Below are 22,849 nucleotides of genomic sequence, written 5' to 3'. Positions count from 1 at the left end.
TCCTCCCATCTGCGACCGTCACGACGGGAGCGGCTCCGCCTCGCCGTCGTCGTCCTCGGGCGGGGGGATCTGGCAGAACTTCTCGACGAGCACCCCGGCGGCGCTCAGCCCCACGGCAGCGAGCGCGGCGACGCCGGACACGACCGCCTGGTCGCGCCGCGCCTCCACCTCGAGCTCCGGCAGCATCACGAGCACGTGCGCCACGTACCGGCCGGCCAGCAGCGCACCGGTGTACGCCGCCGCCTTGGCCATCGCGAACGTCCGCGCGGCGCGCAGCGGGTCCAGGTCGGGCTTGTCGCCGCGCAGGTACGCGCGCACGGACCAGCCGGCGCCGACGACCAGACCGGCCAGCAGGACGACCGCGAAGATCTCCACCCATGCCGCGGCGGGCAGGTAGACACGCCGCGACTCCAGCAGCCGCAGCAGCAGCGCCCCGACGACGGCGACCGCCGCCGCGAGGGCCACCAGCGTGCGGACGCGGGTGCGGTGCACGTCAGGGATGCCGGGGCGGACCGGCGTCCGGGGCGGGCGGGACCGGGGCGTGCTGCTGCGGGGCGAAGCCCTGGGCCGGGTAGGCCTGCGGCTGGGGCGCCGGGATGGTGGGCTGCTCGGCCGACGACGGCGGACGGCCGGCCGGGGGCACCGGCACGTACGGCGCAGCAGGTTGCTGGTCGGCGAAGACGGGCTGCGGCTGCGTGCCGTAGACGGCCCGCGGCTCGTAGGCCGGCTGCGGCTCGTAGGCCGGCTGCGGCTCGTAGGCCGGCTGCGGCTCGTAGGCCGGCTGGGGTTCATAGGCCGGCTGCGGCTCGTAGGCCGGCTGCGGCTCGGTGCCGTAGACGGCCCGTGGTTCGTACCCGGGCTGCGGCTCGTAGGCGGGCTGCGGTGCGTACCCGGGCTGCGGCTCGTACGGCTGCTGGGTGCCGTAGCCCGCCTGGTCTGCGTGGTCGGGCTGCGCCGACGGGGACGGGACGGGCGCGGCAGGCACGAAGGCCGGCGGCTCCTGCCGGGTCGGCAGGATCTCCGGCTCGTAGGTCCAGCCGGCCTCGTCGGTCTGTCCTGGCGCCTCGTCGTGGCCCGCAGGGACCTCGTGGACCATGGCGTCCTCGTGGCCCGTGCCGACGCCCCCCTCCGGCGCGGCGGCCTCGTAACCCTGGGCGGTGCCCGGCGGTGTCTCCTGTCGGGGGACGGGGATCGAGGGAGGCATCTGGTCGCGGTCCATCGCCGGGACCTCCGACGACGGGGCCTCGTGCCCGGCCGACGGATACCCGGTCGGCAGGTGCGGCGCCGCCTCCTCGACCGCGGGCTGCGCGCCGGACGAGGCGTCGTGGTCGTGGTGCGGCTGCTCGGCGGCCTGCGGCTGGGCCGCGACGGCTCCCGTGGTGGCTGCCTCGGTCAGCCAGTCCAGCGCCAGCCAGCGGATGCCGGGACGGTCGGGCGCCGTCGCGGCGAGCTGTGCCACCGGGCCCCCACCGAGACCACCGAGGACGGCCTCCGGATCGACCTCCGCCCACGGCACCAGGACGAAGGCGCGCTCACGGGCCCTCGGGTGCGGCAGCTCCAGGTCGTCGGCGCTCGCGACGAGCGAGCCGTACTGCACGAGGTCGACGTCCAGGGTGCGTGGTCCCCACCGTTCGTCGCGCACGCGACCGTGCAGCAGCTCGACCTCCTGGCAGGCACCCAGCAGGTCCCGCGGGGGCAGGGTGGTCCGCACGAGCAGCACGGCGTTGAGGAAGTCCGGCTGCTCGGGGCCGACGGCGGCGGTGCGGGCCAGCGGGGAGACCTCCATGACCTGCAGGCCGGGGATCCGGTCGATGTCGGTCACGGCCGCGCGCAGCGTGCCCTGCGGGTCACCGATGTTGGAGCCGAGGGCGAGCACGGCCTCCACCGGCTCGGACGGCGGGACGTCCAAGGGGTCGTGCGGCACGGGCTCCGGCGCCGGCGGCTCCGGGGCGGGCGGGACCTCGGCCTGCGCGGGCTCCGCCTCCACCTCCTGGGCGGAGGAGGAGGCCGGCTCGGGCGCCGTCGCCACCGCGAACTGTGACGGCACGGCGGAGATCATCGTCTCGTCCGGTCCCGGCACGGAGGGCGAGAGGTCGGCCACCGGGGCCACCGGGGCCTCGACCGGCGCAGCGGGCACCGGCGTCGGCGGGACGAGCACGGGCTGCGGCTCGGCCGCCGGTGCCGGCTCGGGTCCGTCCTCGCGCTCCGCGGCCACCGTGCGCTGCGGGTGCGGAGGCACCACCGGCAGGTGCTCGCGGTCACGGCGGACGACGATCTCCACGTCGTCGAAGGGGACGGCGATCGGCGCCTGAGGCTTGTGGACCCTGACGTCCACCGCCTGCACCGGCGCGTACGCGAGCACCACCGCGGCGATGCGCTCCGCGACGGTCTCCACGAGATCGACGGGAGCGCCGGTCAGGACGTCGTGCACGTCCTCCGCCACGTCCGCGTAGCTCACGGTCGCGGCGAGGTCGTCCGACCCTGCCGCGGCCTGCGTGTCCAGGTGCAGCACGACGTCGGCGCGGAAGGTCTGACCCTCCGCGCGCTCCTCGGCGAGAACTCCGTGATGACCGGTCGCGGTCACCCCGGACAAGCGGATCTGGTCGAGGGGCCGACCGTCCGGGCCGGGCACGGCATCGGCAAACGTCACGGGGTGGCCTCCGTCTCGTGGACCGGGTACGTGACGTCGTCACGCCCCGGAGGGGTCTTCTCCTGGGTGGTGCACGCTGCGTCCCAGGCGGCTGCCACGCGCACGGCGTCCACGCTCGCACGCGTGGCGTGGACGCGCACGCACCACGCCCCGGCGTGTGCGGCCAGCGCGGAGATCGCCGCGGTCGCGTCGTCGCGGGCCAGCGGGGGCGCCGGGTCCGCGCCCGGCCCGTCCGCGGCGAGCAGGTGCCCGAGGAACCGCTTGCGCGAGGCTCCGACCAGCACCGGCCGGCCGAGGGACTGCAACGCGTCGAGATGGGCCAGCAGCGGCCAGTTCAGCGACCCGGCCTTGGCGAAGCCGAGACCCGGGTCGAGGATGATCTGCTCCGGCGCGACGCCGGCGTCGTGCAGCGCCGCCGTCCGCGCGCCGAGCTCTGCGCGCACGTCCGCGACGACGTCGTCGTACTGCTCGAGGTCGTCCATGACGTCGGCATGGCCGCGCCAGTGCATCGCGACGTAGACCACGCCGGTCTCCGCGACGACGTCGGCCATCCGCGGGTCCGCCAGACCGCCGGAGACGTCGTTGACGATCCTGGCCCCCGCGGCCACCGCACGTTCGGCGACCGTGGCACGGGTGGTGTCCACCGACACGACGGCACCGGCCGCGGCGAGCCGGCCGATGACCGGGATCACCCGGCGCAGCTCCTCGTCCTCGTCCACCCGGGCGGAACCGGGCCGGGTCGACTCGCCACCGACGTCCAGGACGTCCGCGCCGTCGGCGAGCAGGTCGAGACCGTGCTGCACACCGGCGTCCGGCTCGAACCACTCACCGCCGTCGGAGAACGAGTCCGGGGTGATGTTGACGACCCCCATGACCAGGCAGCGGCCGGCTCCGGACAGCTCCGGGAGCCCGGCGACCACGGCGTCGCGCGAGAGCATCCGCGCTACCGCCCCAGGATGAGGCTCATGGCCTCGGCACGGGTGGCGGCGTTCTGCATGCCCCCGCGCACCGCCGAGGTGACGGTGCGCGAACCGGGCTTGCGCACGCCGCGCATGGACATGCACAGGTGCTCGCACTCGACGACGACGATGACCCCGCGAGGTTCCAGGATGCGGACCAGGGCGTCGGCCACCTGGGACGTCAGCCGCTCCTGCACCTGCGGCCGCTTGGCGTAGACCTCGACCAGGCGTGCCAGCTTCGACAGGCCGGTGATCCGGCCGTCGGCGCTCGGGATGTAGCCGACGTGCGCGACGCCGTGGAACGGGACCAGGTGGTGCTCGCAGGTCGAGTAGACCTCGATGTCCTTGACCAGCACCATCTCCTCGTGGCCGAGGTCGAAGGTGGTGGTCAGCACGTCCTCGGGCTCCTGGTGCAGCCCGGCGAAGATCTCGCGGTAGGCGCGGGCGACCCGCGCCGGGGTGTCCTGCAGGCCCTCGCGCTCGGGGTCCTCGCCGACGGCGATGAGCAGCTCGCGCACCGCGGCCTCGGCGCGGGCGGCGTCATAGGCGGGTACGTCGGCGGCCGGACGGACGCCGAGCGTCACCGCGCTCAGCGGCAGGTCCTCGTCGGTCACGTGCTCTCCTCGGACGTCCCGTCGTCGGAGCTGCGCTCGCGCTCGCCGGACGCGGCCCGCGAGACCCGCCCGCCGACGTCGTCGCGCGCCGCTGCCTCCTCGGCCTCGACGTTGCCGACGACGGCGGCCTCGTCCTGCGGCACACCGGGGGTGCCGTTGGTCGAGTACGCGGCCTTCTCACCCTTGGTCATGACCGGGCCGCGGGTGTGCACGGTGCGCTGCTCGCTGGAGAGCCACACGTCGCGCGCAGGACGCTTGGCCACCGGGCCGAAGATCTCGGCGAGCTCGGCCTGGTTGAGCGTCTCCTTCTCGAGGAGCTGGAGCACGAGGTCGTCCAGGACGTCGCGGTACTGGGTGAGCACCTCCCAGGCCTCGTCGTGCGCGGACTCCACGAGCCGGCGCACCTCGTGGTCGATGGTCCCCGCCACGGCCTCGGAGTAGTCGCGCTGGTGCCCCATGTCCTTGCCGAGGAACGGCTCGGAGGAACCGGACCCCAGCTTGATCGCCCCGACCTTGTCGCTCATGCCGTACTCGGTGACCATCTTGCGGGCGATGGCGCTGGCCTTCTCGATGTCGTTGCTCGCCCCGGTGGTGGGGTCGTGGAAGACGATCTCCTCGGCCACCCGGCCACCCATGGCGTAGGCGAGCTGGTCGAGGAGCTCGTTGCGCGTCGTGGAGTACTTGTCCTCGGTCGGCATGACCATCGTGTAGCCGAGGGCGCGGCCGCGCGGCAGGATCGTCACCTTCGTGACCGGGTCCGTGTACCGCATCGCGGCCGCCACCAGGGCGTGCCCGCCCTCGTGGTACGCGGTGATCTTCTGCTCCTTGACCTTCATGACGCGGGTGCGCTTCTGCGGGCCCGCGATCACGCGGTCGATCGCCTCGTCGAGCGCGCGGTCGTCGATGAGCTGGGCGCCGGAGCGCGCGGTGAGCAGCGCGGCCTCGTTGAGGACGTTGGCCAGGTCGGCGCCGGTGAAGCCCGGGGTGCGCCGCGCGACGGTGGCGAGGTCGATCTCGTCCACCATCGGCTTGCCCTGGGAGTGCACCTGGAGGATCTTCTCGCGGCCCTTGAGGTCCGGCGCCTCCACGGCGACCTGCCGGTCGAAGCGGCCGGGGCGCAGGAGCGCGGGGTCCAGGATGTCGGGACGGTTCGTGGCAGCGATGAGGATGACGTTCGTCTTGACGTCGAACCCGTCCATCTCCACGAGCATCTGGTTGAGCGTCTGCTCGCGCTCGTCGTGCCCGCCGCCCATGCCGGCGCCACGGTGGCGGCCGACGGCGTCGATCTCGTCGACGAAGATGATCGCCGGTGCGTTGTTCTTCGCCTGCTCGAACAGGTCGCGCACGCGCGAGGCACCCACGCCGACGAACATCTCGACGAAGTCGGACCCGGAGATCGTGTAGAACGGCACGCCGGCCTCGCCCGCGACGGCGCGCGCGAGCAGCGTCTTGCCGGTGCCGGGCGGGCCGTACAGCAGGACGCCCTTCGGGATCTTCGCCCCGACGGCCTGGAACTTGTCGGGCTCGGCGAGGAACTCCTTGATCTCGTGCAGCTCCTCGACGGCCTCGTCCACGCCGGCCACGTCCGCGAAGGTCACCTGCGGCATGTCCTTGCTGATCAGCTTGGCCTTGGACTTGCCGAAGCCCATGACGCGGTTGCCGCCGCCCTGCATCCGCGACAGCACGAACCAGAAGATCGCCAGGATGATGAGGAACGGGATGAGGAACGACAGCATCGAGCCCCAGAAGGAGGCCTGCGGCACGTCGGTGTCGTAGCCCTCGGCCAGGTCCGCACCCTCGACCGCCGCGACGACGTCCTCGCCCTGGGGAGCCACCCAGAAGAAGTCGACCTTCTCGCCGTGGTCGACCTCGTCGTCGGTGTCGGCGTCGACGACGTACGGCTCGGTGAGGTCGAGCTCGACCCGCTGCTCACCGTCGACGATGAGGGCGTGCTCGACCGTGTCCCCCTGCAGCAGCTCGAGCCCCTGCGAGGTCTCGATCCGGCTGACGCGGTCACCGGTGAAGGCCGAGAACGCGAGCGCGACGAGCACCAGGCCGAGCACGATCCAGATGATCGGTCCGCTGAAGATCTTCTTGAGGTTCATCCGTGACGGGGCGCTGCCCCGCTTCCCTTCGTCCGGGCGATCGTACGAGAACCGAAACTACACCGCGGTCCTGCGAGCTCCCTGCCGTGTTCGCGCAGGGCTCAGCACGCGTCAGGAGTAGACGTGCGGTGCCAACGTGCCGATGAACGGCAGGTTGCGGTACTTCTCGGCGTAGTCGAGGCCGTAGCCGACGACGAACTCGTTCGGGATGTCGAAGCCGACGTAGCGCACGTCGACGTCGACCTTCGCCGCTTCCGGCTTGCGGAGCATCGTCGCGATCTCGACCGACGCCGGCCCGCGCGAGCGCAGGTTCTGCACCAGCCACGACAGCGTCAGGCCCGAGTCGATGATGTCCTCGGCGATGAGGACGTTGCGGCCCGAGAGGTCCGAGTCGAGGTCCTTGAGGATGCGCACCACGCCCGAGGACCGCGTCCCGGAGCCGTACGACGAGACCGCCATCCAGTCCATCTCGACCGGGTGGTGCAGGCGCCGCGACAGGTCGGCCATGACCATGACGGCGCCCTTGAGCACGCCGACCAGGAGCAGGTCCTTGCCCGCGTAGTCCGCGTCGATCTGGGCGGCCATCTCGTCGAGCCTGGTCCCGAGCTGTTCCTCGGTGAGCAGGATGTCGGCGAGATCGCCGGCGACGTCCGACTGGTCCACGGGCTACTCCTCATGGTGCGTGGCGGGGGCAGCGCCGGGACGGCCGCCCGAGCGCAGGACCAGCCTGCCACACGCACGCACGCCCCGTGCACCGCCCGGCAGGTGCACCTCGCCCTGGCCGCGCCACCGCACGACCAGGGCGTCGAGCGCGTCGACGTGCCGCGCCGTCGTCGTCCCCGCTGGACACCCGGTCTCCAGCGCCGCTGCCCGGAGCGCCCTGCGCCGCAGTGCCGCGGGGGCCTCGGCCAACGGTGTGACGTCCAGCACGACGGCGGCCGGGCCCTCGGGGACGCGGGTCTCGGCGGGGTCGACGTCGGCGGGGTCGACGGCGCTGCGCGCGGTCGCGAGCAGGTCGGCGGCGAGGAGGTCGAGCAGGTCGGCGTCGTCACGCAGGAGGTCCGCGCTGCGCGCGAGCGCCTCGACGGCGCCCGGGCCGAGCACGTCGCCCAGTACTGGCAGCAGCCGGTCGCGCACCCTCGACCGCAGCGGCGCGCCGGCCGCCGTCCCGTCGTTGGTGGGGTCGATCCACGGGTCGATGCCGACGACGGCGCACACCCGCTCCGTGTGAGCGCGCCGCAGCCCGAGCAGCGGTCGCCGGAAGACGGCGCGACGCGCCGGCATGCCCGCGAGCGACCGGGTCCCGCTGCCGCGGGCGAGACCCAGCAGGACCTGCTCGGCCTGGTCGTCCAGGGTGTGCCCCAGCAGCACGGCCGCCGCCCCGGTCGTGGCGGCGATCTCCTCGAGCGCGGCGTAGCGGGCGTCCCGGGCGGCGGCCTCGAGACCGTCGGACCCCTGCCGCACCTCGACCCGGCGCACCACCACCGGGTCGAGACCGAGGCCCCGGCACTGCTCGGCGGCGCGCTGCGCCACCCGCGCCGACCCGGGCTGCAGGGCATGGTCGACGACGACCGCGCCCGCCCGTACGGCGTAGCCCCGCGACCGCACGGAGCGGCCCACCCGTCGGGCCTCCGACGACGTCACGGCGGCGAGCGCCACGGAGTCCGGGCCGCCCGAGCAGGCGACGAGGACGAGGTCGTCGGGGTGCAGGTCGGCCAGCTGCGCCCGCACCGCGGTCCGGGCGGCCGCGAGCGCGGGATCGACGGGAGGCACCGCCACCGCACCTCCCTAGCCGTGGACCCGGCGGACCCAGGCCCGCGGGTCGTGGATCTCCCGAGGACCGGGCAGGTTGCCCGGGGCCGCCCAGACGGCGTTCAGCCCGGCGCGGCCCACCTCCTTCTCGACAGCCCGCACGAAGGCCGCGCCGTCGCGGTACTGCGCGAGCTTGGCGTCCATGCCGAGCACCCGACGCAGGACCACGTCGAGCCGCGGCGCGCCTTCCCCGTCGCGCCGCTTCTCGAAGCGGGCACGGATCGTGCGGACCGAGCGGACGACCCGCGGTCCGACGGCGTCCATCATCACGTCGGCGTGGCCCTCCAGCAGCGCCATCACCGCGGTGATCTCGGCGAGGACCCGCTTCTGCTCCGGGCCCAGGACGGGGTCGAGCGGGGTGGTGAGATCGCCGCGGACGGCGTCCAGGACCGTACGACCCACCAGCGCCGCCTTGTCACGCCAGGGAGCGCGCGCCAGGTCCAGGGAGGTCGTGGTGACGTCCTGCAGGAGCTCCCCGAGCCGACCGGCCAGGTGCTCCGCGAGCCACGGCGCGGCTGCGAACTGCAGGGCGTGGGTCTGCTCGTGCAGGCACACCCACAACCGGAAGTCGGCCGGGTCGAGCCGCAGGGCGCGTTCGGCGGCCAGGACGTTCGGGGCGACGAGCAGCAGGACCGGCCGTCCCTCGCCGTACGGGTCGAACTGGCCGAGCACCTTGGTCGACAGCAGCGCGAGGAGCCCGCCGACCTCGGCCGCACCCGCCAGTCGGGCGGCGCCGGACCCGCCGGGCCGGGCGTCCGGGGTGAGGGCGGCGAAGGCCGGACCGGTCATGGCGGCCATCGAGCGGGTGTTGGCCAGCGCCCAGGTCGCACGGTCGACGACGCGGACGTCGCCCAGGTCCGGCCGGGGCGCGCGCACGCGGCGCAGCCGGCCGTCCGGGTGGTGCTCGAGGTCGACGTCGTCACCGGCCGGGCGCATCCGGGTGACCCGCAGCACGTGGCCGACGGCGTCGTGGGCGGCCGTGCGCAGCCCGCCGACCAGGTCGTCCAGCTCGGCGCGGGAGGCGACCGGTCCGGGGCGTCCGACGCGGCGGGCGATCTGGGCGGCCGTCGCCCAGTCGACGGGTGCGGTGCTGGGTGCGGTCACGGGTCCACCGTAACCGCACGGTGCCGAGCAGGAACCTGGTCCCGCAAAGGTGGAGGATTGCGGGCACAACCTCCTGGTCGGCACCGGCGGGGAGTCAGGAGCAGCCGCAGTCCGCGAGGTCGCCGACGAAGTCGTCGAAGATCAGGTTGGCCCCGAACGAGCCACCCTCGGGGATCCGGTCGGCGGTGACGGCGAACACCAGGAGCCGGTCGTCGGCCGTGACGACGGTGCCGGCGAGCGAACGGACGTCCGGCAGGCTGCCGGTCTTCGCCTCGGCGTAGCCGCGGCCGGGGTTGTCACCGCCGAACCGGTCGCTCAGCGTGCCCTGGAGCCCGGCGACCGGCAGACCCGTCACCGACTCGCGCAGCTCCGGGTCGGCAGCCGCCACGAGCAGCGTGTCGACGAGCTGGCGCGCGCTCAGCCGCGACCCCGTCCCCAGACCCGACAGGTCGGTCAGCTCGGCCCCGGACAGGTCCACGCCGAGCGACTCGACCTCGGACATCACCTCGCTGACGGCCGCCTCGCCCGACCCGGGCAGCCCGGCGTCGATCGCGACGAGCCGGCCCACCACCTCGGTGAGCGTGTTGTCGGACTCCCGCAGCAGGTACCCCACCAGCTCTCCGAGGGACGCGGACTCGACGCGGCCGAGCTCGGTGGCCGACGACGGCGCCGTCTGCCGCACGATCGAGCCCGTCACCTCGACGCCCCGATCGGCGAGGGCGTCGGCGAAGGATCGGCCCGCGGCGAGCGCCGGGTCCTCCTCACGGGGCGCGTACTTGTCGTCGGTGAGCCGGGCCATGTCGACGGCGAGCGCGGCCACGGGGGCGGTGTACCCGTCCCTGGCGTCGTTGGCCCGCACGGACGGGGGGATCGCCGGGCCCGTGAACAGCGTGTCGTCGACGGCGAGGGTGACCGTGTCGATGCCGGTGAGCGCGATGCGCGCCACCACCTGGTCGGCGAGGTCGCCCAGCCCGGCACGACCGTTGACGGCCTCCGGGTCGCCGTCGCCCGCGGCGAGCATCATGTCGCCGCCCCCGACGAGCACGAGCTGGTTGTCGCCGTGCAGCATGACGCGGGTGACCAGGCGGGTGTCGCCACCCGGGCCGGAGTAGGCGGCGACGGCGGTGAGGATCTTCTGCGTGGACGCCGGGACGAGGAACCGGTCCTGGCCGGAGGCGCCGAGCGTCGCGCCCGTGCCGACGTCGGACACCATCACGCCGACGCGGTTGCCGAGCCGGTCGTCGTCGGCGAGATCCTCGACGAGGTCGTCGACGGCGGAGGCGGAGGGGACCGGGGCGTCCTCCGACAGCGCGGGGACGGCGACGACGGGGCTCGGTCCGTCCACGGCACCGGGGGCCGTGGGGAACGGGGCAGCAGGCTCGGGGGCGGGTTGGAGGGTGACCATGCCGGGCACGACGTCGTAGGCGTCGGCGACCAGGTAGCCTCCGAAGAGTGCCACGACCGTCGTCACGGTGGCGCCGACCCTGAGCCGCCACCCCATGCGGTCCTCCCCGATCTCGTGAACCTGGTCACAAGCAGGTTCCGTCCGCCGGTATTCTCGCACGTCCTCGCCTCTGAGCGGCACCGTGCCGCGGCGTCCGCGCGGCGCCCGCGTGGCACACTTAGGGTGCGCGCACGCCCCGAGACTGGAGGAACAGTGGAGTTCGACGTCACGATCGAGATCCCGAAGGGTCAGCGGAACAAGTACGAGGTCGATCACGAGTCGGGACGCATCCGGCTCGACCGCATGCTCTTCACCTCGACCCGCTACCCGGACGACTACGGGTTCATCGAGGGAACTCTCGGTGAGGACGGCGACCCGCTGGACGCCCTCGTCCTGCTGGAGGAGCCCACCTTCCCCGGCTGCCTCATCAAGTGCCGGGCCCTCGGCATGTTCCGGATGCGCGACGAGGCCGGCGGTGACGACAAGGTGCTGTGCGTCCCGCTGGGCGACCAGCGCGCGGCATGGCGCCAGGACATCGACGACGTCTCGGACTTCCACCGCCTGGAGATCCAGCACTTCTTCGAGGTCTACAAGGACCTGGAGCCGGGCAAGTCGGTCGAGGGTGCGCACTGGGTCGGCCGCGAGGACGCCGAGGCGGAGATCGTCCGCTCGTTCCAGCGTGCGAAGGACTCCGGCTACAGCCACTGACGCGACGCACGCGCGGCCCCCTCCCCGACGACGGGTGAGGGGGCCGCCGTCGTCTCACGGGCTGGATCACCTCTTCCGCCCACCGAGACCAGGCTCGTACGGTCTCGACATGACAGACGCACCCCGGTGGTCGTTCGCGACCCGACAGATCCATGCCGGCCAGTCCCCCGACCCGACGACGGGTGCGCGGGCCCTGCCCATCTTCCAGACGACCTCGTTCGTCTTCCCCGACGCGGAGACCGCCGCCAAGCGCTTCGCGCTGGCCGAGCTCGGCCCCATCTACACCCGGATCAACAACCCGACCCAGGAGGTCGTGGAGAACCGCATCGCCGACCTGGAGGGCGGCGTGGGAGCCCTCCTGCTCTCCTCCGGCCAGGCCGCCGAGACCTTCGCGATCCTCAACCTCGCCGGCGCCGGCGACCACGTCGTGGCCAGCGCCAGCCTGTACGGCGGTACCTACAACCTCCTCAAGCACACCCTGCCCCGGCTCGGCATCGAGACCACCTTCGTCGAGGCCGCCGACGACGCCGACGCGTGGGCCGCCGCCGTGCGGGAGAACACCAAGGCGTTCTTCGCCGAGACCATCCCCAACCCGAAGAACGACTTCCTCGACATCGCGCTCGTCGCGGACGCCGCCCACGCGGCCGGCGTCCCCCTGATCGTCGACAACACCGTGGCGACCCCGTACCTCGTGCGCCCGATCGAGCACGGCGCCGACGTCGTGGTGCACTCCGCGACCAAGTACCTGGGCGGGCACGGCACCACCGTGGCGGGCGTCATCGTGGACTCCGGCAACTTCGACTACGCCCGGTACCCCGAGCGGTTCCCCGGCTTCAACACCCCGGACCCCTCCTACAACGGAATCGTGTACGCCCGCGACCTGGGCGTGGACGGCGTCCTCGGAGCCAACCTCGCCTACGTGCTCAAGGCGCGCGTCCAGCTCCTGCGCGACCTCGGCTCCGCGCTGTCGCCGTTCAACGCGTTCCAGATCGCCCAGGGCATCGAGACCCTGTCGCTGCGCGTGGAGCGGCACGTGGACAACGCCCAGAAGGTCGCCGAGTGGCTCGAGGCCCGCGACGACGTCCGCGCCGTGCACTACGCCGGCCTGGAGTCGAGCCCGTGGCACGCCACCCAGCAGCGCTACGCCCCACGGGGTGCGGGTGCGGTGCTCGCCTTCGACCTCGACGGCGGCGCCGAGGCCGGGCAGGCCTTCGTCTCGGCGCTGCAGCTCCACTCGAACGTGGCGAACATCGGCGACGTGCGCTCGCTGGTGATCCACCCGGCCTCGACGACGCACAGCCAGCTCACCGCCGAGGAGCAGGCGTGGTCGGGCGTGACGCCCGGGCTGGTGCGCCTCGCCGTCGGCATCGAGGACGTCGAGGACATCCTCGCGGACCTCGAGCTCGGCTTCACCGCCGCGAAGGCGACGCTCGGCTGAGACGGAGGTGCAGCGGAGGGTGAGGGCCGAGCGAGCGTCCGGAGAGAGCCTGCGAGCACAGGACGATCGCGATCGACGGACCGAGGCACTCGCGCGCAGCGGAGCCGCAGGCTCGGCCGAGACGACGTCTCACGACGAGGCCGACGACGGCGGCAGACCCGCCGTCGTCGGCCTACGGTGGGTCCATGCTCACCACGATCATCCACGCCGAACGCGACGTCCGTGCCGAGGAACGTCCCGACCCGGTGCTGCGCACCGCGCACGACGCCGTGCTCCGGGTGAGCGCCGCCTGCGTGTGCGGCTCGGACCTGTGGCCCTACCGCGGGGTGGCCGCCACCCGCGAGCCGCACCCGATCGGCCACGAGCTGGTCGGCGTCGTCGAGGAGGTGGGTGCCGAGGTGACCTCGGCCGCCCCCGGCGACTTCGTCGTCGTGCCGTTCTCGCTGAGCTGCGGGCGCTGCCAGTCCTGCCGGGCCGGATACCCGTCGGCCTGCGACCTGGTGACCGGCTTCGGCTCGACCGACCGGGACGGGATCCCCGTCGACGGCGCGCAGAGCGAGCGGGTGCGGATCCCCCTGGCGCAGCACTCCCTCTTCCCGGTGGGCCGCCGCGAGGAGGAGCTCGAGGCCGCAGGGCTCGTACCGCACCTGCTGACCCTGGCGGACGTGATGTCCACCGGCCACCACGCGGCTGTCTCGGCCGGCGTCGGACCCGGGGACACGGTCGCCGTGATCGGGGACGGCGCCGTCGGGCTGTGCGGGGTCGTCGCCGCCCGTCGTCTCGGAGCCGAGCGGGTGGTCGCCTTCTCCCGGCACCCGGACCGGGCCGCGCTGGCCCGCGAGCTCGGCGCGACCGACGTCGTGGCCGAGCGCGGCGACGACGGCGTGGCCGCCCTGCAGGAGCTGCTCGGCGGCGACCTCGCGGACGCGGCGCTGGAGTGCGTGGGCACCGAGGAGTCGATGGCCCAGGCGCTCGGGTCGGTCCGGGGCGGCGGTCGCGTCGGGTTCGTCGGTGTCCCGCACGGCGGTTCCCGGGTCCCGATCGGCAAGCTCTTCGGCCGGAACATCACCGTGGGTGGCGGCATGGCGCCCGCCCGGGCGCACATGGCCACGCTGCTCGACGACGTCCTGTCGGGGGCGATCACCCCGGGGAAGGTCTTCGACGCCGAGATGCCTCTGGCCGACGTCGCCGACGCCTACGCCGCGATGGACGAACGCCGCTCGACGAAGGTGCTGCTGCGGCCCTGAGACGCTGCCGGTGGCCGGCCGCTCACAGCCAGCCGTGCTCCCACGCGTAGCGGGCGGCCTCGTGCCGGGTGCGGGTCTGGGTCTTCTGCATGGCGTTGGACAGGTAGTTGCGCACCGTGCCCTGGGCGAGGTACAGGCGGTCGGCGATCTCGGCGACCGAGTAGCCGTCGCGCGTCACCCGGAGCACGTCGAGCTCGCGGTCCGTCAGCGGCACGTCGTCGATGAGCGCAGCGGCCGAGACGTCCTGGTCGATCCAGCGCTTCCCGGCGTGGAGGGCGGCGACGACCGAGGCGATGTGGGACGGCTCGGCCGACTTGCTCACGAAACCCTGCACACCGAGCTTCAACGCCTGGCGCAGCACCCCCGGGCGGGCGTGGCGGGTGAGCATGAGCACCACCTGGTCGGGCAGGACACGACGGATCTCGGCGACGGCCTCCAGGCCGTCGACGCCGGGCATCTCGAGGTCGACGACCAGGACGTCCGGCCGGTGGGCGACGGTCGCCTCGACCGCCTCCGCGCCGTCGGCGGCCTCCGCCAGGACGGTGACGTCACCCTCCAGCGGGAGCAGCGAGGCGAGCGCCCGGCGCAGCAGCGCCTCGTCGTCGGCCAGCACCACGGTGGTCATCCTTCGCCGCCCTCCGTCCGGTCGGCCCCGGCGTACCGGGCGGAGAAGTCGACCGCCGTCCGGAACCGGTCACCGGCCTGCTCGGCGGTCAGCACTCCCCCGCTGTCCGCGACCCGGCGCGCGAGCAGCTCGAGTCCTCGCAGCACCGGCGGCTCCTGCACCGCGACGCCGTCGTTGACGACCGTGATGCCGTGGTCGGTGACCGCGACGTGCACGAGCGTGGCACGTGAGTGGCGCAGGACGTTGGTCGTGGTCTCCCGCAGCACCTGGGCGACCAGGTCCCCGGGCTGGGCGTCGGTGCCGGCCGGATAGTCGACGCGGACATGGATCCCGGCGGCCTCGAGCAGGTTCCGCGCGTTCTCCAGCTCGGCCGAGAGGTTCGGTCTCCGCCGGCCGTAGGCGAGCTCTTTGGCCTGGGTGATCGTGTCGCCGACCAGGTCGTACGTCTCCCGCAGCTCCTGGGCGGCACGCTCGGTGTCCGTGGCGAGGAGCTTCTGGGCCAGGGCGATCTTCAGCTTCACCACGTGCAGCGTGTGCCCCTGGATGTCGTGCAGGTCGCTCGCGAAACGCATCCGCTCGCGGACGACGGCGAGGTCGGCCTCCCGCTCCCGCGCTTCCTCGAGCTCCGTCATCACGTCGTAGAAGCCCTTGTTCGGGAACCGGAGGGAGACCACCACCACGGTGAGGCCGGTCGGGACGATGACGTAGGCGACCAGGTTGCTCGCCTCGAACGCCCCGGCGGCAGCCACGCCCCAGGCACCGACCCCGGCGACGTACACGGCGAGGCCGACCGCCGCGACGACGCGGTGCCGTGGCAGCTCCGGCACGACGAGACTGCCCACGATGGCCAGCGAGTAGTAGGAGGCCTGGATACCGCCGTCGATCATCAGGACGCCGTAGGGCCACACCGCCGCCGAGACGGCCAGGCAGGGGATCGCCACCCGGGCGAGGTCGCCGACCGTCCAGCGCTCGAACGCGACCAGGGCGGCCAGCAAGCCGAGCACCAGGACCAGCACCTGGCCCCAGGTCTGCGCCTGCCTCGCCACCAGCAGGCTCCCGACGGTGGCGAACAGCGGCAGCATCACCGTCAGGTTGAGACGCCGGAACCTGCGCCGCGAGGCGCGGGACGCCGCCGACGTCTGCCATGCTCCCGTGGCGCCACGCGGAGCGGCAGGTCGTGGCTCCATGGTCGGCGGCTCCGGGGGTCGAGGGTCGTCCCGGTCAGTATCTGCCCGACGCGCGGCGACGACCAGTGACACGGTGTCACACCGCGGCGTGGACGTTCGTCCTGCCCGGACCTGACGTCCGGGCACTGGGCGGCGGCGGCCCCCGGAGGTTCTATGGGGCCATGTCAACGAACACTGTCATCGACGTCGACGGTCTCGACGTCACGTACGGGGACTTCCGGGCCGTGAAGGGCCTGTCGTTCCAGATCGAGCGAGGCGAGCTCTACGCGCTCCTCGGCACCAACGGTGCGGGCAAGACGTCGACCCTCGAGGTCGTCGAAGGGCACCGGAAGGCCACCGCGGGCACCGTCCGGGTGCTGGGCTCGGATCCCGGCGACCGCGCGGCGGTCCGCCCGCGGGTCGGGATCATGCTGCAGGAGAGCGGCTTCGCGCCCGACCTGACCGCGGCGGAGTCGACCCGGCTCGTCGGTCGCCTCTCGGGCCGCGAGGACTCCGTGGACCGCGTGCTGGACCTCGTCGACCTCGCCCACAAGGCCGACACCCGCGTCGGCCAGCTGTCCGGCGGCGAGAAGCGCCGGCTCGACTTCGCGACCGCGGTGTACGGCAGCCCCGAGCTGCTCTTCCTCGACGAACCCACCACCGGCCTGGACATCCAGTCCCGGGACGCCCTCTGGGAGGTCGTGCACCGGCTGCGCGAGGACGGCACGACCGTCGTCCTGACCACCCACTACCTCGAGGAGGCGCAGCAGCGCGCCGACCGCGTCGGGCTGATGCACCAGGGCACGTTCCGCCACCAGGGCACGGTGAGCGAGCTCACCCGGTCGCTGCCGGCCGGGATCCGGTTCTCCCTGCCGCCCGGCGCACCCACCCCACCTGCCGCATCCGTCGCACAGGGTGACGGCACCTACGCCATCGAGACGTTCGAGCTCCAGCAGGACCTCAAGCAGCTCCTCGACTGGGCACACACCCACGGCATCGAGCTGGACGGCCTGTCCGCGGCACCGACCCGCCTGGACGACGTCTTCCGCGCCATCGGCGCCGACTCCACCGCTTCCTGACCACCCGACAGGAGATCGTCATGCTTCCCATCGCCCAGAACGAGCTGGTCCAGCTCTTCCGCAACCGGGCCGTGCTCGTCACCAGCCTTCTCATGCCCGTGGCGGTCGCCGCGTTCTTCATCAGCTACCGCGACACCTTCACCAGGATCGGCAGCCTCGGATACGTGGCCGCCGTGCTCGTCTTCACCATCGCCGCGTTCAGCCTCTACGCGACGACGGTGACCACCCTGGCGGCCCGGCGTCAGACCCTGTTCCTCAAGCGGCTGCGCTCGACGGCGGCGTCCGACGTCTCCGTCCTCGCCGGGCTGGTGCTGCCGGTCAGCATCATCGCCGTGGTCCAGATCGGGCTGATCCTCGGCGTGTTCGCGGCGGTCGGCGGCGGGCCGTCCGACGCCGTGCTGCTCGTCGCGGCGGCCGTCGCCATCTTCGCCATGATGCTCGCCCTCGGGATCGCGACGGCGGGCGTCACGAACTCGCCCGAGCACGCCCAGATCACCGCCCTGCCCCTGAGCCTCGGCGTGATCGCGGTCGCGACCTGGGTCGGCATCACGGGGACGGAGAGCCTGACGATGCTCAAGCGGGTCCTGCCCGGAGGCGCGGCGACCGAGCTCGTCGTGAACGCCTGGAACGGTGGGGCCCCCCTCACCGACTCGCTGCTGCTGCTCGGGCCGACCCTGGGATGGGTCGCGGTCTCCGTCGTGGTCGCGCAGCGGATGTTCCGGTGGGAGCCCCGTCGGTAGGTGCTGCTGCGGCCCTGACGGGCCGCCACGGCCTATCTCAGCGAGCGGTAGCGTGCCCAGGTGCGCACCGCTCGCACGGCCGAGTACAGGCCGACAGCCCCGACAGGGGCCACGACGTACCAGGGAAAGACCTGCCCCGCACGGAAGCTCGCCGCCGGGCCTCCGGTGAGGCCGTTGACCTGGGCGCTCCACCAGGCGAACGAGACGATCACCGCCAGCCCCAGCTGGCCGAGGGCGAGCCAGGTCCACATCCGAGCGAAGCGTCGCGCCCGGACGGGGTCGCCCTGGTCGTCGAACGGACCCGGCGACGGAGTGGTCATGCCAGCGCCTCGGCGAGGACCCGGAACGACGGGTCCGCACCGACGCCCACGGCCTCGGGCACCGTGTCCCCCGGGCCCGACGCCAGCTCCCACCGCCCGGCCGTGTCCACGTGGACGGCAGAGATGCGCGAACCGGACGCCGTGGTGAGCTTGAGGCTCCCCGCGAACGGACGTCCGGTGTTGTTCTCGAACTGGGACCGCACGAACCGCGCCCCGGCCGTGGGCAGGTCGGGTGAGGGCGGCATGGGCCAGGCGTGCCAGATCGAGTAGGGGCGCGGCTCCAGGAGGGCGCCACCGAGCTCGGACCCGACCAGGAGCGCGGACCCGGTGGTCCGGTCCGCGATTCCTGCCGCTTCCAGCCACTGGTTCGCCCGGGTCAGCACGGTCACCAACGCGTCGAGCCTGCTCTGAGGGCGCAGGGTGCCCGACTCCATCGTGCAGAGCCCGCGGACCAGCAACGAGCTCACCCCCGCCGTGAGGAGGGGCGAGTCGGAGGCGACCTCCGGAAGGTGCAGGTGCTCGCGCGTGCGCCGCGCTGCATCCTCGGTAGAGACGGCCAGGAGCGACAACAGCTCGAACCCCGTCAGCTCGATCAGCAGGTCCTGCTTGTCCGCGGGGACCCCGTCGGTCGTGCTGGTCATCGTGGTCTCCGTCCACTAGAAGTCATGTACCGAGCGGGCACGGCGGTCAGAACCAGCCCTTGATCGAGCTGACAACGCTGCTCGCCCCGTCAGCGAGGGCGGCGCCGGCGTCGGCCACGGCTCCTGCCGCGTTCTCGACGCCGTCCCAGACCGCGCCCGCACCGTCCGCGACAGTATTGCCGACCCACCGACCGGCGTCCACGAACATCTCGCTCGTGTGGTCATAGCCCAGGTGGCTCGCCAGCAGGCTGGACCCTGCCCAGACAGCCCCCGCCCCGAGCACCACCCAGCCGGCCGGTGTCGCCGCGGTGACCAGCAACCCGGCCACCCCGAGCCCGGTGTTCACCAGCCCGTCGGCGACCTGCCATCCGTTGCCGTCCGCGATCCCGGTGATCGTCTGATAGGCCCCCAGTCCTGCACCCAGGCCGGCAAGTCCGGTCGCCAGCCCGCTGAGGCCACGGCCGTAGCCTCCGAGCTGCGCCCAGTCGTCGACGTTCGCCCGGAGCGCGCCCTCGCCGAGGTCCGCCGCGAGGCCCGTCCACGTGGCACCGTTCTGGACGTCGGTCAGCCAGTCCGGGAAGAGGTCGGGCCCCGTGCTGTCGCCGCCGTCCGCCCCGCCGCCGTCCGCCCCGGGCCCGGTGCCCCCGGTGCCCGTGCCGGGCCCGCCAGGTTCGCTGCCGACACCCGACCCGTCGTAGCTGTTGCTCGTGGCTTCCTGATCGTCGGCGTTGCGCGCCGCCTTCTGCGAGGCGTCCGTCAGCCCGTGCGCGGCAGAACGCAGGGACGGCTCGTACGACCAGGCCCACTCGTCCCGGAACATCTCGGCGCTCGGCCCGTACCACGGCACCGTCTCGACGAGCTGAGAGATGAGGCCCGCGGCGCTCTCGAGCTCCGCGCTGCTCTCGCTCAGCCGCTGCGACAGCGCGCGCAGCTGCTCGACGTCTGCGCCGTACATCTCACCCATCGCACCCTCCGAGGCGGTGGCCCGAGCTCGTCCGGCCGGGCGGCCTTGCAGATCGTAGCGCCGGACTGCCCACGCACCGATGGGTACTTCACCCCATCGGGCCCCCGCCACCCGACCGTCAGGGCCGGCGGTGGATCGCCAGGTCGCTGCGGCCCGGTGCGTGCTCGTCGAGCAGCCGGCGCCGCCCGTCGTAGTCGTCGAGCAGCCGCCGGTACGGCAGCGGTTCGTCGGTGTCGATGTTCTCGAACCGCTTGCGCACCTGGGCGCGGGCATCCTCGACACCGGCCCAGACCGGTGAGTCCACACCGAGCAGCGTCAGGGGCGGCAGGGGTTCGATGCCCGTGTACCAGAAGATCCCGTGGTTGATCGGGAACAGCAGGTCCTCGATGTGGCCGTTGACGCCACGGGGGCCGAAGGCCTCCGCCCGGTCGCCCGCCGTCGTGACGACGAGTCCTCGCTTGCCGGTGAAGGCGCCGTCACCGTACTTGCGCGGGTTGCCGTCCGCGTCGCGCAGCCCGTAGGCGAACCCCTGGGTGAGGACCCGGTCGACCCAGCCCTTGAGGATCGCCGGCATCCCCGCCCACCACAGGGGGAAGACGAGCACGAGGAGGTCCGCCCGGCGCAGGAGCTCCTGGTGCCGCCGGACCTCGGCGTCCAGGGTGCCGGATCTCGCGGCAGCGACGGCGTGGGCACCGACCGGGGCGGTGAAGTCCTCGATCCCGTAGTCGCCGGGGCGCACCGCGGGGTGCCAGCCGAGCCGGACGAGATCCAGGACGTCGACGTCGTGGCCCTGGTCGCGCAGGGTCGCCTCGGCCGTGTGGGTGAGGTCAGCGGTCAGAGCGACGGACGAGGGGGCGCCGGAGACGATGAGTGCGTGCATGCTTCCGACCGTAGGCAGAACGACCCGCTGGCGGTAGTACCGTCATTTCTGTCACCAAGGGACCTGAGGGAAAGTGAGAGTTCGATGCGCGAGGCCGTACGACGAGCCCTGGAGGTGTGCCCGATCGAGGTGGGCGTCGCGGTGGCGGGCGGCGACTGGAAGCTGACCGCCGTCTGGAAGCTGAGCGCGGGGCCGCTGCGTTTCGGGGAGCTGCAGCGCGCCGTCGGCCCCGTCTCGGCCAAGACGCTCACGCGACAGCTCCGCTCGCTGGAGACCGACGGGATCGTGGTGCGTACCGTCTATCCCGAGGTGCCGCCGCGCGTGACGTACGAGCTGACCGAGGCGGGCCACGAGCTCGCCTCGATCGCCGTGCTGCTCGGCCGGTGGTCCGAGCGCTTCATCGCGCCGCACGCCGAGACTCCCGTCTCAGAATATGGTCCCGCATCGTGAGATCCGGTGGGCAGGGTCTCCGACGGGGGCTACCGTCGAACGCATGACTCGTCGAATGCGCAGCTGACCGTCACGCACCGTCGTCTGCCTGCGGCCACCGGGCAGCCGCACGCCGCGTGCGCGCCCGACCGCCGCCGACAGCAGCCAGGAGAGACGATGACCTCGACGACCAGCAGCACCCGCAGCGCCGCGGGGCACGAGCGGAGCACCCTGCACCACCGCGCCACCCGCAACCTCCCCGACGCCCCCGTCCCGGCGTCGGGAGCCTGGCGTGACGGCGACCCGGCCGGGGAGCGGAAGTTCGCCGACGTCGGCACCTTCGACCTGGAGGCCGGCGGCCGCCTGCCCGACGTCCGGGTCGCGTACGAGACCCACGGGGAGCTGGCCCCGGACCGCTCCAACGCCGTCCTGGTGCTGCACGCGCTCACCGGCGACGCCCACGTCCGCGGCCCGGCCGGTCCCGGACAGCTCACCGCGGGCTGGTGGGAGCCGATGATCGGCCCCGGGGCGCCGATCGACACCGACCGGTACTTCGTCGTCGTCCCGAACGTCCTCGGCGGTTGCCAGGGCACCACAGGACCGTCGTCCACGGCCCCGGACGGACGACCCTGGGGTGGACGCTTCCCCCGCATCACCACCCGCGACCAGGTCGCCGTGGAGGTCGAGCTGTCGCGGCTGCTCGGCATCCGGTCGTGGGCGTCCGTGGTCGGCGCCTCCATGGGCGGCATGCGCGTGCTGGAGTGGTCGGTCCTCGGCCCGGAGTCGGGCATCGAGGTCCGCTCCATCGCCGCCATCGCCACCGCCGCCCAGTCCTCCGGCGACCAGATCGCCTGGGCCCACCCGCAGCTCGGCGCCATCCGCGCCGACCCACGCTGGAACGGCGGCGACTACTACGACGCCCCCGACGGCGAGGGGCCGCACGCCGGGCTGGCGATCGCCCGCCAGATCGCGCACACGACCTACCGCACCGCACGTGAGCTCGACGAGCGGTTCGGGCGGCTGCCGCAAGGAGGCGAGGACCCGTTCGACGACGGCCGGTTCGCCGTGCAGTCCTACCTCGACCACCACGGTGACAAGCTCGCGCGCCGGTTCGACGCCAACTCCTACCTCCGGCTGACCGAGACGATGATGACGCACGACCTCGGCCGTGACCGTGGGGGGGTCGGGTCGGCCCTGGCTCAGATCACGGCCCGGGCGCTCGTCGTGGCCGTCGACAGCGACCGTCTCTTCCCGCCCGCGCAGGCCGAGCGGATCGCCGCGGGCCTCCCGCACGCCGAGCCGCTGCGCATCGTCACGTCGGACTTCGGGCACGACGGTTTCCTGATCGAGCACGACCAGACGGGCCCTCTCCTGCGCGACTTCCTCGGCCAGGTCGCTCCCGTCCCCCCGGCGTAGACCGCCGCCACGGCGCGCGAGCCACGCTCACGAGCGCCACGATGGAGCCGGGCGCCGACGACGGCGGCCAGCCGCCCTCCAGGAGGTCATCGTGACTCGTCTCACTCCCTACCTCAGCTTCCGCACCGAGGCGCGCGAGGCGCTGGAGCTCTACCGGTCCGCGCTGGGCGGGAACCTCGAGATCACGACGTTCGGCGACTTCCCCGGGATGGTCGACGACGAGGCCGAGGCACACCTCGTCATGCACGGCCAGCTGGACACCCCCGGCGGGCTCACCCTCATGGCCGCGGACACGCCGTCGTCCATGCCGTACGCCGCACCGTCCGGCGGCGTGACCGTCGCGCTGACCGGCGGGCCGGAGGACCTGGAGGACGTCCGCCGGGCGATCGAGGTCCTGCTCGACGGCGCCACCGACGTCCTGCCGTTCGAGCCGGCGCCGTGGGGCGACCACTACGGCCAGCTCACCGACCGCCACGGCGTCCCGTGGATGTTCGACGTCGGGCCCTGA

At 73.2% G+C, this 22,849-nt stretch carries 23 protein-coding genes; 8 read left to right on the top strand and 15 right to left on the bottom strand.

Annotated elements, in window-relative coordinates; all coding sequences use genetic code 11:
• Positions 1-18: 18 nt before the first annotated feature.
• From HDG69_RS09050 to dacB, 9 genes are all read right to left on the bottom strand, one after another.
• Complete coding sequence (locus tag HDG69_RS09050) at positions 19-492, bottom strand: DUF3180 family protein (protein WP_171783471.1); 474 nt, start codon at positions 490-492, stop codon at positions 19-21.
• Position 493: 1 nt separating this feature from the next.
• Entirely contained in the window at positions 494-2,650 is a 2,157-nt protein-coding gene (folK, locus tag HDG69_RS09045) for a 2-amino-4-hydroxy-6-hydroxymethyldihydropteridine diphosphokinase (protein ID WP_171783470.1), read from the bottom strand.
• Positions 2,647-3,588 (bottom strand): dihydropteroate synthase, encoded by a 942-nt coding sequence (gene folP, locus HDG69_RS09040; protein ID WP_171783469.1) that lies wholly within the window; start codon positions 3,586-3,588, stop codon positions 2,647-2,649. Before folP ends, folK begins: the two co-directional genes overlap by 4 nt.
• 5 nt (positions 3,589-3,593) lie before the next feature.
• Complete coding sequence (folE, locus tag HDG69_RS09035) at positions 3,594-4,223, bottom strand: GTP cyclohydrolase I FolE (protein ID WP_425484019.1); 630 nt, start codon at positions 4,221-4,223, stop codon at positions 3,594-3,596.
• Positions 4,220-6,328 carry an ATP-dependent zinc metalloprotease FtsH gene (ftsH, locus tag HDG69_RS09030; RefSeq protein ID WP_171783468.1) on the bottom strand — a complete coding sequence of 703 codons (2,109 nt, stop codon included), beginning with the start codon at positions 6,326-6,328 and terminating at the stop codon, positions 4,220-4,222. Before ftsH ends, folE begins: the two co-directional genes overlap by 4 nt.
• Before the next feature lie 111 nt (positions 6,329-6,439).
• The gene (gene hpt, locus HDG69_RS09025; protein ID WP_171783467.1) at positions 6,440-6,991 is read right to left on the bottom strand and encodes a hypoxanthine phosphoribosyltransferase; all 552 of its coding nucleotides are present in this window, start codon (positions 6,989-6,991) and stop codon (positions 6,440-6,442) included.
• Between the two features lie 3 nt (positions 6,992-6,994).
• The gene (gene tilS / locus HDG69_RS09020; RefSeq protein ID WP_171783996.1) at positions 6,995-8,101 is read right to left on the bottom strand and encodes a tRNA lysidine(34) synthetase TilS; all 1,107 of its coding nucleotides are present in this window, start codon (positions 8,099-8,101) and stop codon (positions 6,995-6,997) included.
• Positions 8,102-8,116: 15 nt separating this feature from the next.
• A complete protein-coding gene (locus HDG69_RS09015; protein WP_171783466.1) occupies positions 8,117-9,244 on the bottom strand; it encodes a zinc-dependent metalloprotease in 1,128 nt (375 codons plus the stop codon).
• A 94-nt stretch (positions 9,245-9,338) separates the two neighbouring features.
• On the bottom strand, positions 9,339-10,745 hold the full coding sequence (gene dacB / locus HDG69_RS09010) for a D-alanyl-D-alanine carboxypeptidase/D-alanyl-D-alanine endopeptidase (protein ID WP_171783465.1): 1,407 nt from the start codon (positions 10,743-10,745) through the stop codon (positions 9,339-9,341).
• A 156-nt stretch (positions 10,746-10,901) separates the two neighbouring features.
• Between dacB and HDG69_RS09005 the strand changes: the two genes are divergently transcribed.
• The 3 genes from HDG69_RS09005 to HDG69_RS08995 all read left to right on the top strand — a co-directional run bounded on the left by HDG69_RS09005 (position 10,902) and on the right by HDG69_RS08995 (position 14,081).
• Positions 10,902-11,396, top strand: a complete 495-nt coding sequence (locus HDG69_RS09005) for an inorganic diphosphatase (RefSeq protein WP_171783464.1) — start codon at positions 10,902-10,904, stop codon at positions 11,394-11,396.
• Positions 11,397-11,505: 109 nt separating this feature from the next.
• Positions 11,506-12,834 carry a bifunctional o-acetylhomoserine/o-acetylserine sulfhydrylase gene (locus HDG69_RS09000; protein ID WP_171783463.1) on the top strand — a complete coding sequence of 443 codons (1,329 nt, stop codon included), beginning with the start codon at positions 11,506-11,508 and terminating at the stop codon, positions 12,832-12,834.
• A gap of 185 nt (positions 12,835-13,019) precedes the next feature.
• The gene (locus HDG69_RS08995; protein ID WP_171783462.1) at positions 13,020-14,081 is read left to right on the top strand and encodes a zinc-binding dehydrogenase; all 1,062 of its coding nucleotides are present in this window, start codon (positions 13,020-13,022) and stop codon (positions 14,079-14,081) included.
• A 22-nt stretch (positions 14,082-14,103) separates the two neighbouring features.
• Here the strand turns inward: HDG69_RS08995 and HDG69_RS08990 are convergent, their stop codons facing one another.
• Together HDG69_RS08990 and HDG69_RS08985 are read right to left on the bottom strand one after the other, a co-directional pair.
• Positions 14,104-14,706, bottom strand: coding sequence for a response regulator transcription factor (locus HDG69_RS08990; RefSeq protein WP_171783461.1), 603 nt, complete (start codon positions 14,704-14,706; stop codon positions 14,104-14,106).
• Positions 14,703-15,893 (bottom strand): sensor histidine kinase, encoded by a 1,191-nt coding sequence (locus tag HDG69_RS08985; protein WP_171783460.1) that lies wholly within the window; start codon positions 15,891-15,893, stop codon positions 14,703-14,705. Before HDG69_RS08985 ends, HDG69_RS08990 begins: the two co-directional genes overlap by 4 nt.
• Before the next feature lie 161 nt (positions 15,894-16,054).
• On the opposite strand from HDG69_RS08985, the gene HDG69_RS08980 reads away from it, so the two are divergent.
• Positions 16,055-16,951: an ABC transporter ATP-binding protein gene (locus HDG69_RS08980; protein ID WP_171783459.1), complete on the top strand. Its 897-nt coding sequence runs from the start codon at positions 16,055-16,057 to the stop codon at positions 16,949-16,951.
• 20 nt (positions 16,952-16,971) lie between these two features.
• The gene (locus HDG69_RS08975; protein ID WP_171783458.1) at positions 16,972-17,691 is read left to right on the top strand and encodes an ABC transporter permease; all 720 of its coding nucleotides are present in this window, start codon (positions 16,972-16,974) and stop codon (positions 17,689-17,691) included.
• Positions 17,692-17,723: 32 nt separating this feature from the next.
• Here the strand turns inward: HDG69_RS08975 and HDG69_RS08970 are convergent, their stop codons facing one another.
• The 4 genes from HDG69_RS08970 to HDG69_RS08955 all read right to left on the bottom strand — a co-directional run bounded on the left by HDG69_RS08970 (position 17,724) and on the right by HDG69_RS08955 (position 20,496).
• Positions 17,724-18,011, bottom strand: coding sequence for a hypothetical protein (locus tag HDG69_RS08970; protein ID WP_171783457.1), 288 nt, complete (start codon positions 18,009-18,011; stop codon positions 17,724-17,726).
• Positions 18,008-18,652, bottom strand: a complete 645-nt coding sequence (locus HDG69_RS08965; RefSeq protein ID WP_171783456.1) for a hypothetical protein — start codon at positions 18,650-18,652, stop codon at positions 18,008-18,010. The genes HDG69_RS08970 and HDG69_RS08965 overlap by 4 nt, the downstream gene beginning before the upstream one ends.
• 46 nt (positions 18,653-18,698) lie before the next feature.
• On the bottom strand, positions 18,699-19,616 hold the full coding sequence (locus HDG69_RS08960) for a hypothetical protein (RefSeq protein WP_171783455.1): 918 nt from the start codon (positions 19,614-19,616) through the stop codon (positions 18,699-18,701).
• 118 nt (positions 19,617-19,734) lie between these two features.
• On the bottom strand, positions 19,735-20,496 hold the full coding sequence (locus HDG69_RS08955; RefSeq protein WP_171783454.1) for an NAD(P)H-dependent oxidoreductase: 762 nt from the start codon (positions 20,494-20,496) through the stop codon (positions 19,735-19,737).
• A gap of 84 nt (positions 20,497-20,580) precedes the next feature.
• On the opposite strand from HDG69_RS08955, the gene HDG69_RS08950 reads away from it, so the two are divergent.
• From HDG69_RS08950 to HDG69_RS08940, 3 genes are all read left to right on the top strand, one after another.
• Positions 20,581-20,946, top strand: coding sequence for a winged helix-turn-helix transcriptional regulator (locus tag HDG69_RS08950; protein ID WP_171783453.1), 366 nt, complete (start codon positions 20,581-20,583; stop codon positions 20,944-20,946).
• Positions 20,947-21,102: 156 nt separating this feature from the next.
• Complete coding sequence (metX, locus tag HDG69_RS08945; RefSeq protein ID WP_171783452.1) at positions 21,103-22,341, top strand: homoserine O-acetyltransferase MetX; 1,239 nt, start codon at positions 21,103-21,105, stop codon at positions 22,339-22,341.
• Positions 22,342-22,432: 91 nt separating this feature from the next.
• Entirely contained in the window at positions 22,433-22,849 is a 417-nt protein-coding gene (locus HDG69_RS08940; protein WP_171783451.1) for a VOC family protein, read from the top strand.

It is taken from the genome of Isoptericola halotolerans (assembly GCF_013149785.1).
Lineage (GTDB): Bacteria > Actinomycetota > Actinomycetes > Actinomycetales > Cellulomonadaceae > Isoptericola > Isoptericola halotolerans.
This window is presented reverse-complemented; position numbering and strand designations above follow the sequence as displayed.

Bases quoted from the DNA above. Each gene is read 5' to 3' on its own strand.
- HDG69_RS09000 (WP_171783463.1), top strand. From the start codon at position 11,506: ATGACAGACGCACCCCGGTGGTCGTTCGCGACCCGACAGATCCATGCC.
- metX (WP_171783452.1), top strand. From the start codon at position 21,103: ATGACCTCGACGACCAGCAGCACCCGCAGCGCCGCGGGGCACGAGCGG.
- HDG69_RS08970 (WP_171783457.1), bottom strand. From the start codon at position 18,011: ATGACCACTCCGTCGCCGGGTCCGTTCGACGACCAGGGCGACCCCGTC.
- HDG69_RS08955 (WP_171783454.1), bottom strand. From the start codon at position 20,496: ATGCACGCACTCATCGTCTCCGGCGCCCCCTCGTCCGTCGCTCTGACC.
- HDG69_RS08975 (WP_171783458.1), top strand. From the start codon at position 16,972: ATGCTTCCCATCGCCCAGAACGAGCTGGTCCAGCTCTTCCGCAACCGG.
- HDG69_RS08995 (WP_171783462.1), top strand. From the start codon at position 13,020: ATGCTCACCACGATCATCCACGCCGAACGCGACGTCCGTGCCGAGGAA.
- folP (WP_171783469.1), bottom strand. From the start codon at position 3,588: ATGCTCTCGCGCGACGCCGTGGTCGCCGGGCTCCCGGAGCTGTCCGGA.
- HDG69_RS08985 (WP_171783460.1), bottom strand. From the start codon at position 15,893: ATGGAGCCACGACCTGCCGCTCCGCGTGGCGCCACGGGAGCATGGCAG.
- ftsH (WP_171783468.1), bottom strand. From the start codon at position 6,328: ATGAACCTCAAGAAGATCTTCAGCGGACCGATCATCTGGATCGTGCTC.
- HDG69_RS08980 (WP_171783459.1), top strand. From the start codon at position 16,055: ATGTCAACGAACACTGTCATCGACGTCGACGGTCTCGACGTCACGTAC.
- HDG69_RS08965 (WP_171783456.1), bottom strand. From the start codon at position 18,652: ATGACCAGCACGACCGACGGGGTCCCCGCGGACAAGCAGGACCTGCTG.
- HDG69_RS08990 (WP_171783461.1), bottom strand. From the start codon at position 14,706: ATGACCACCGTGGTGCTGGCCGACGACGAGGCGCTGCTGCGCCGGGCG.
- dacB (WP_171783465.1), bottom strand. From the start codon at position 10,745: ATGGGGTGGCGGCTCAGGGTCGGCGCCACCGTGACGACGGTCGTGGCA.
- HDG69_RS08950 (WP_171783453.1), top strand. From the start codon at position 20,581: ATGCGCGAGGCCGTACGACGAGCCCTGGAGGTGTGCCCGATCGAGGTG.
- HDG69_RS08960 (WP_171783455.1), bottom strand. From the start codon at position 19,616: ATGGGTGAGATGTACGGCGCAGACGTCGAGCAGCTGCGCGCGCTGTCG.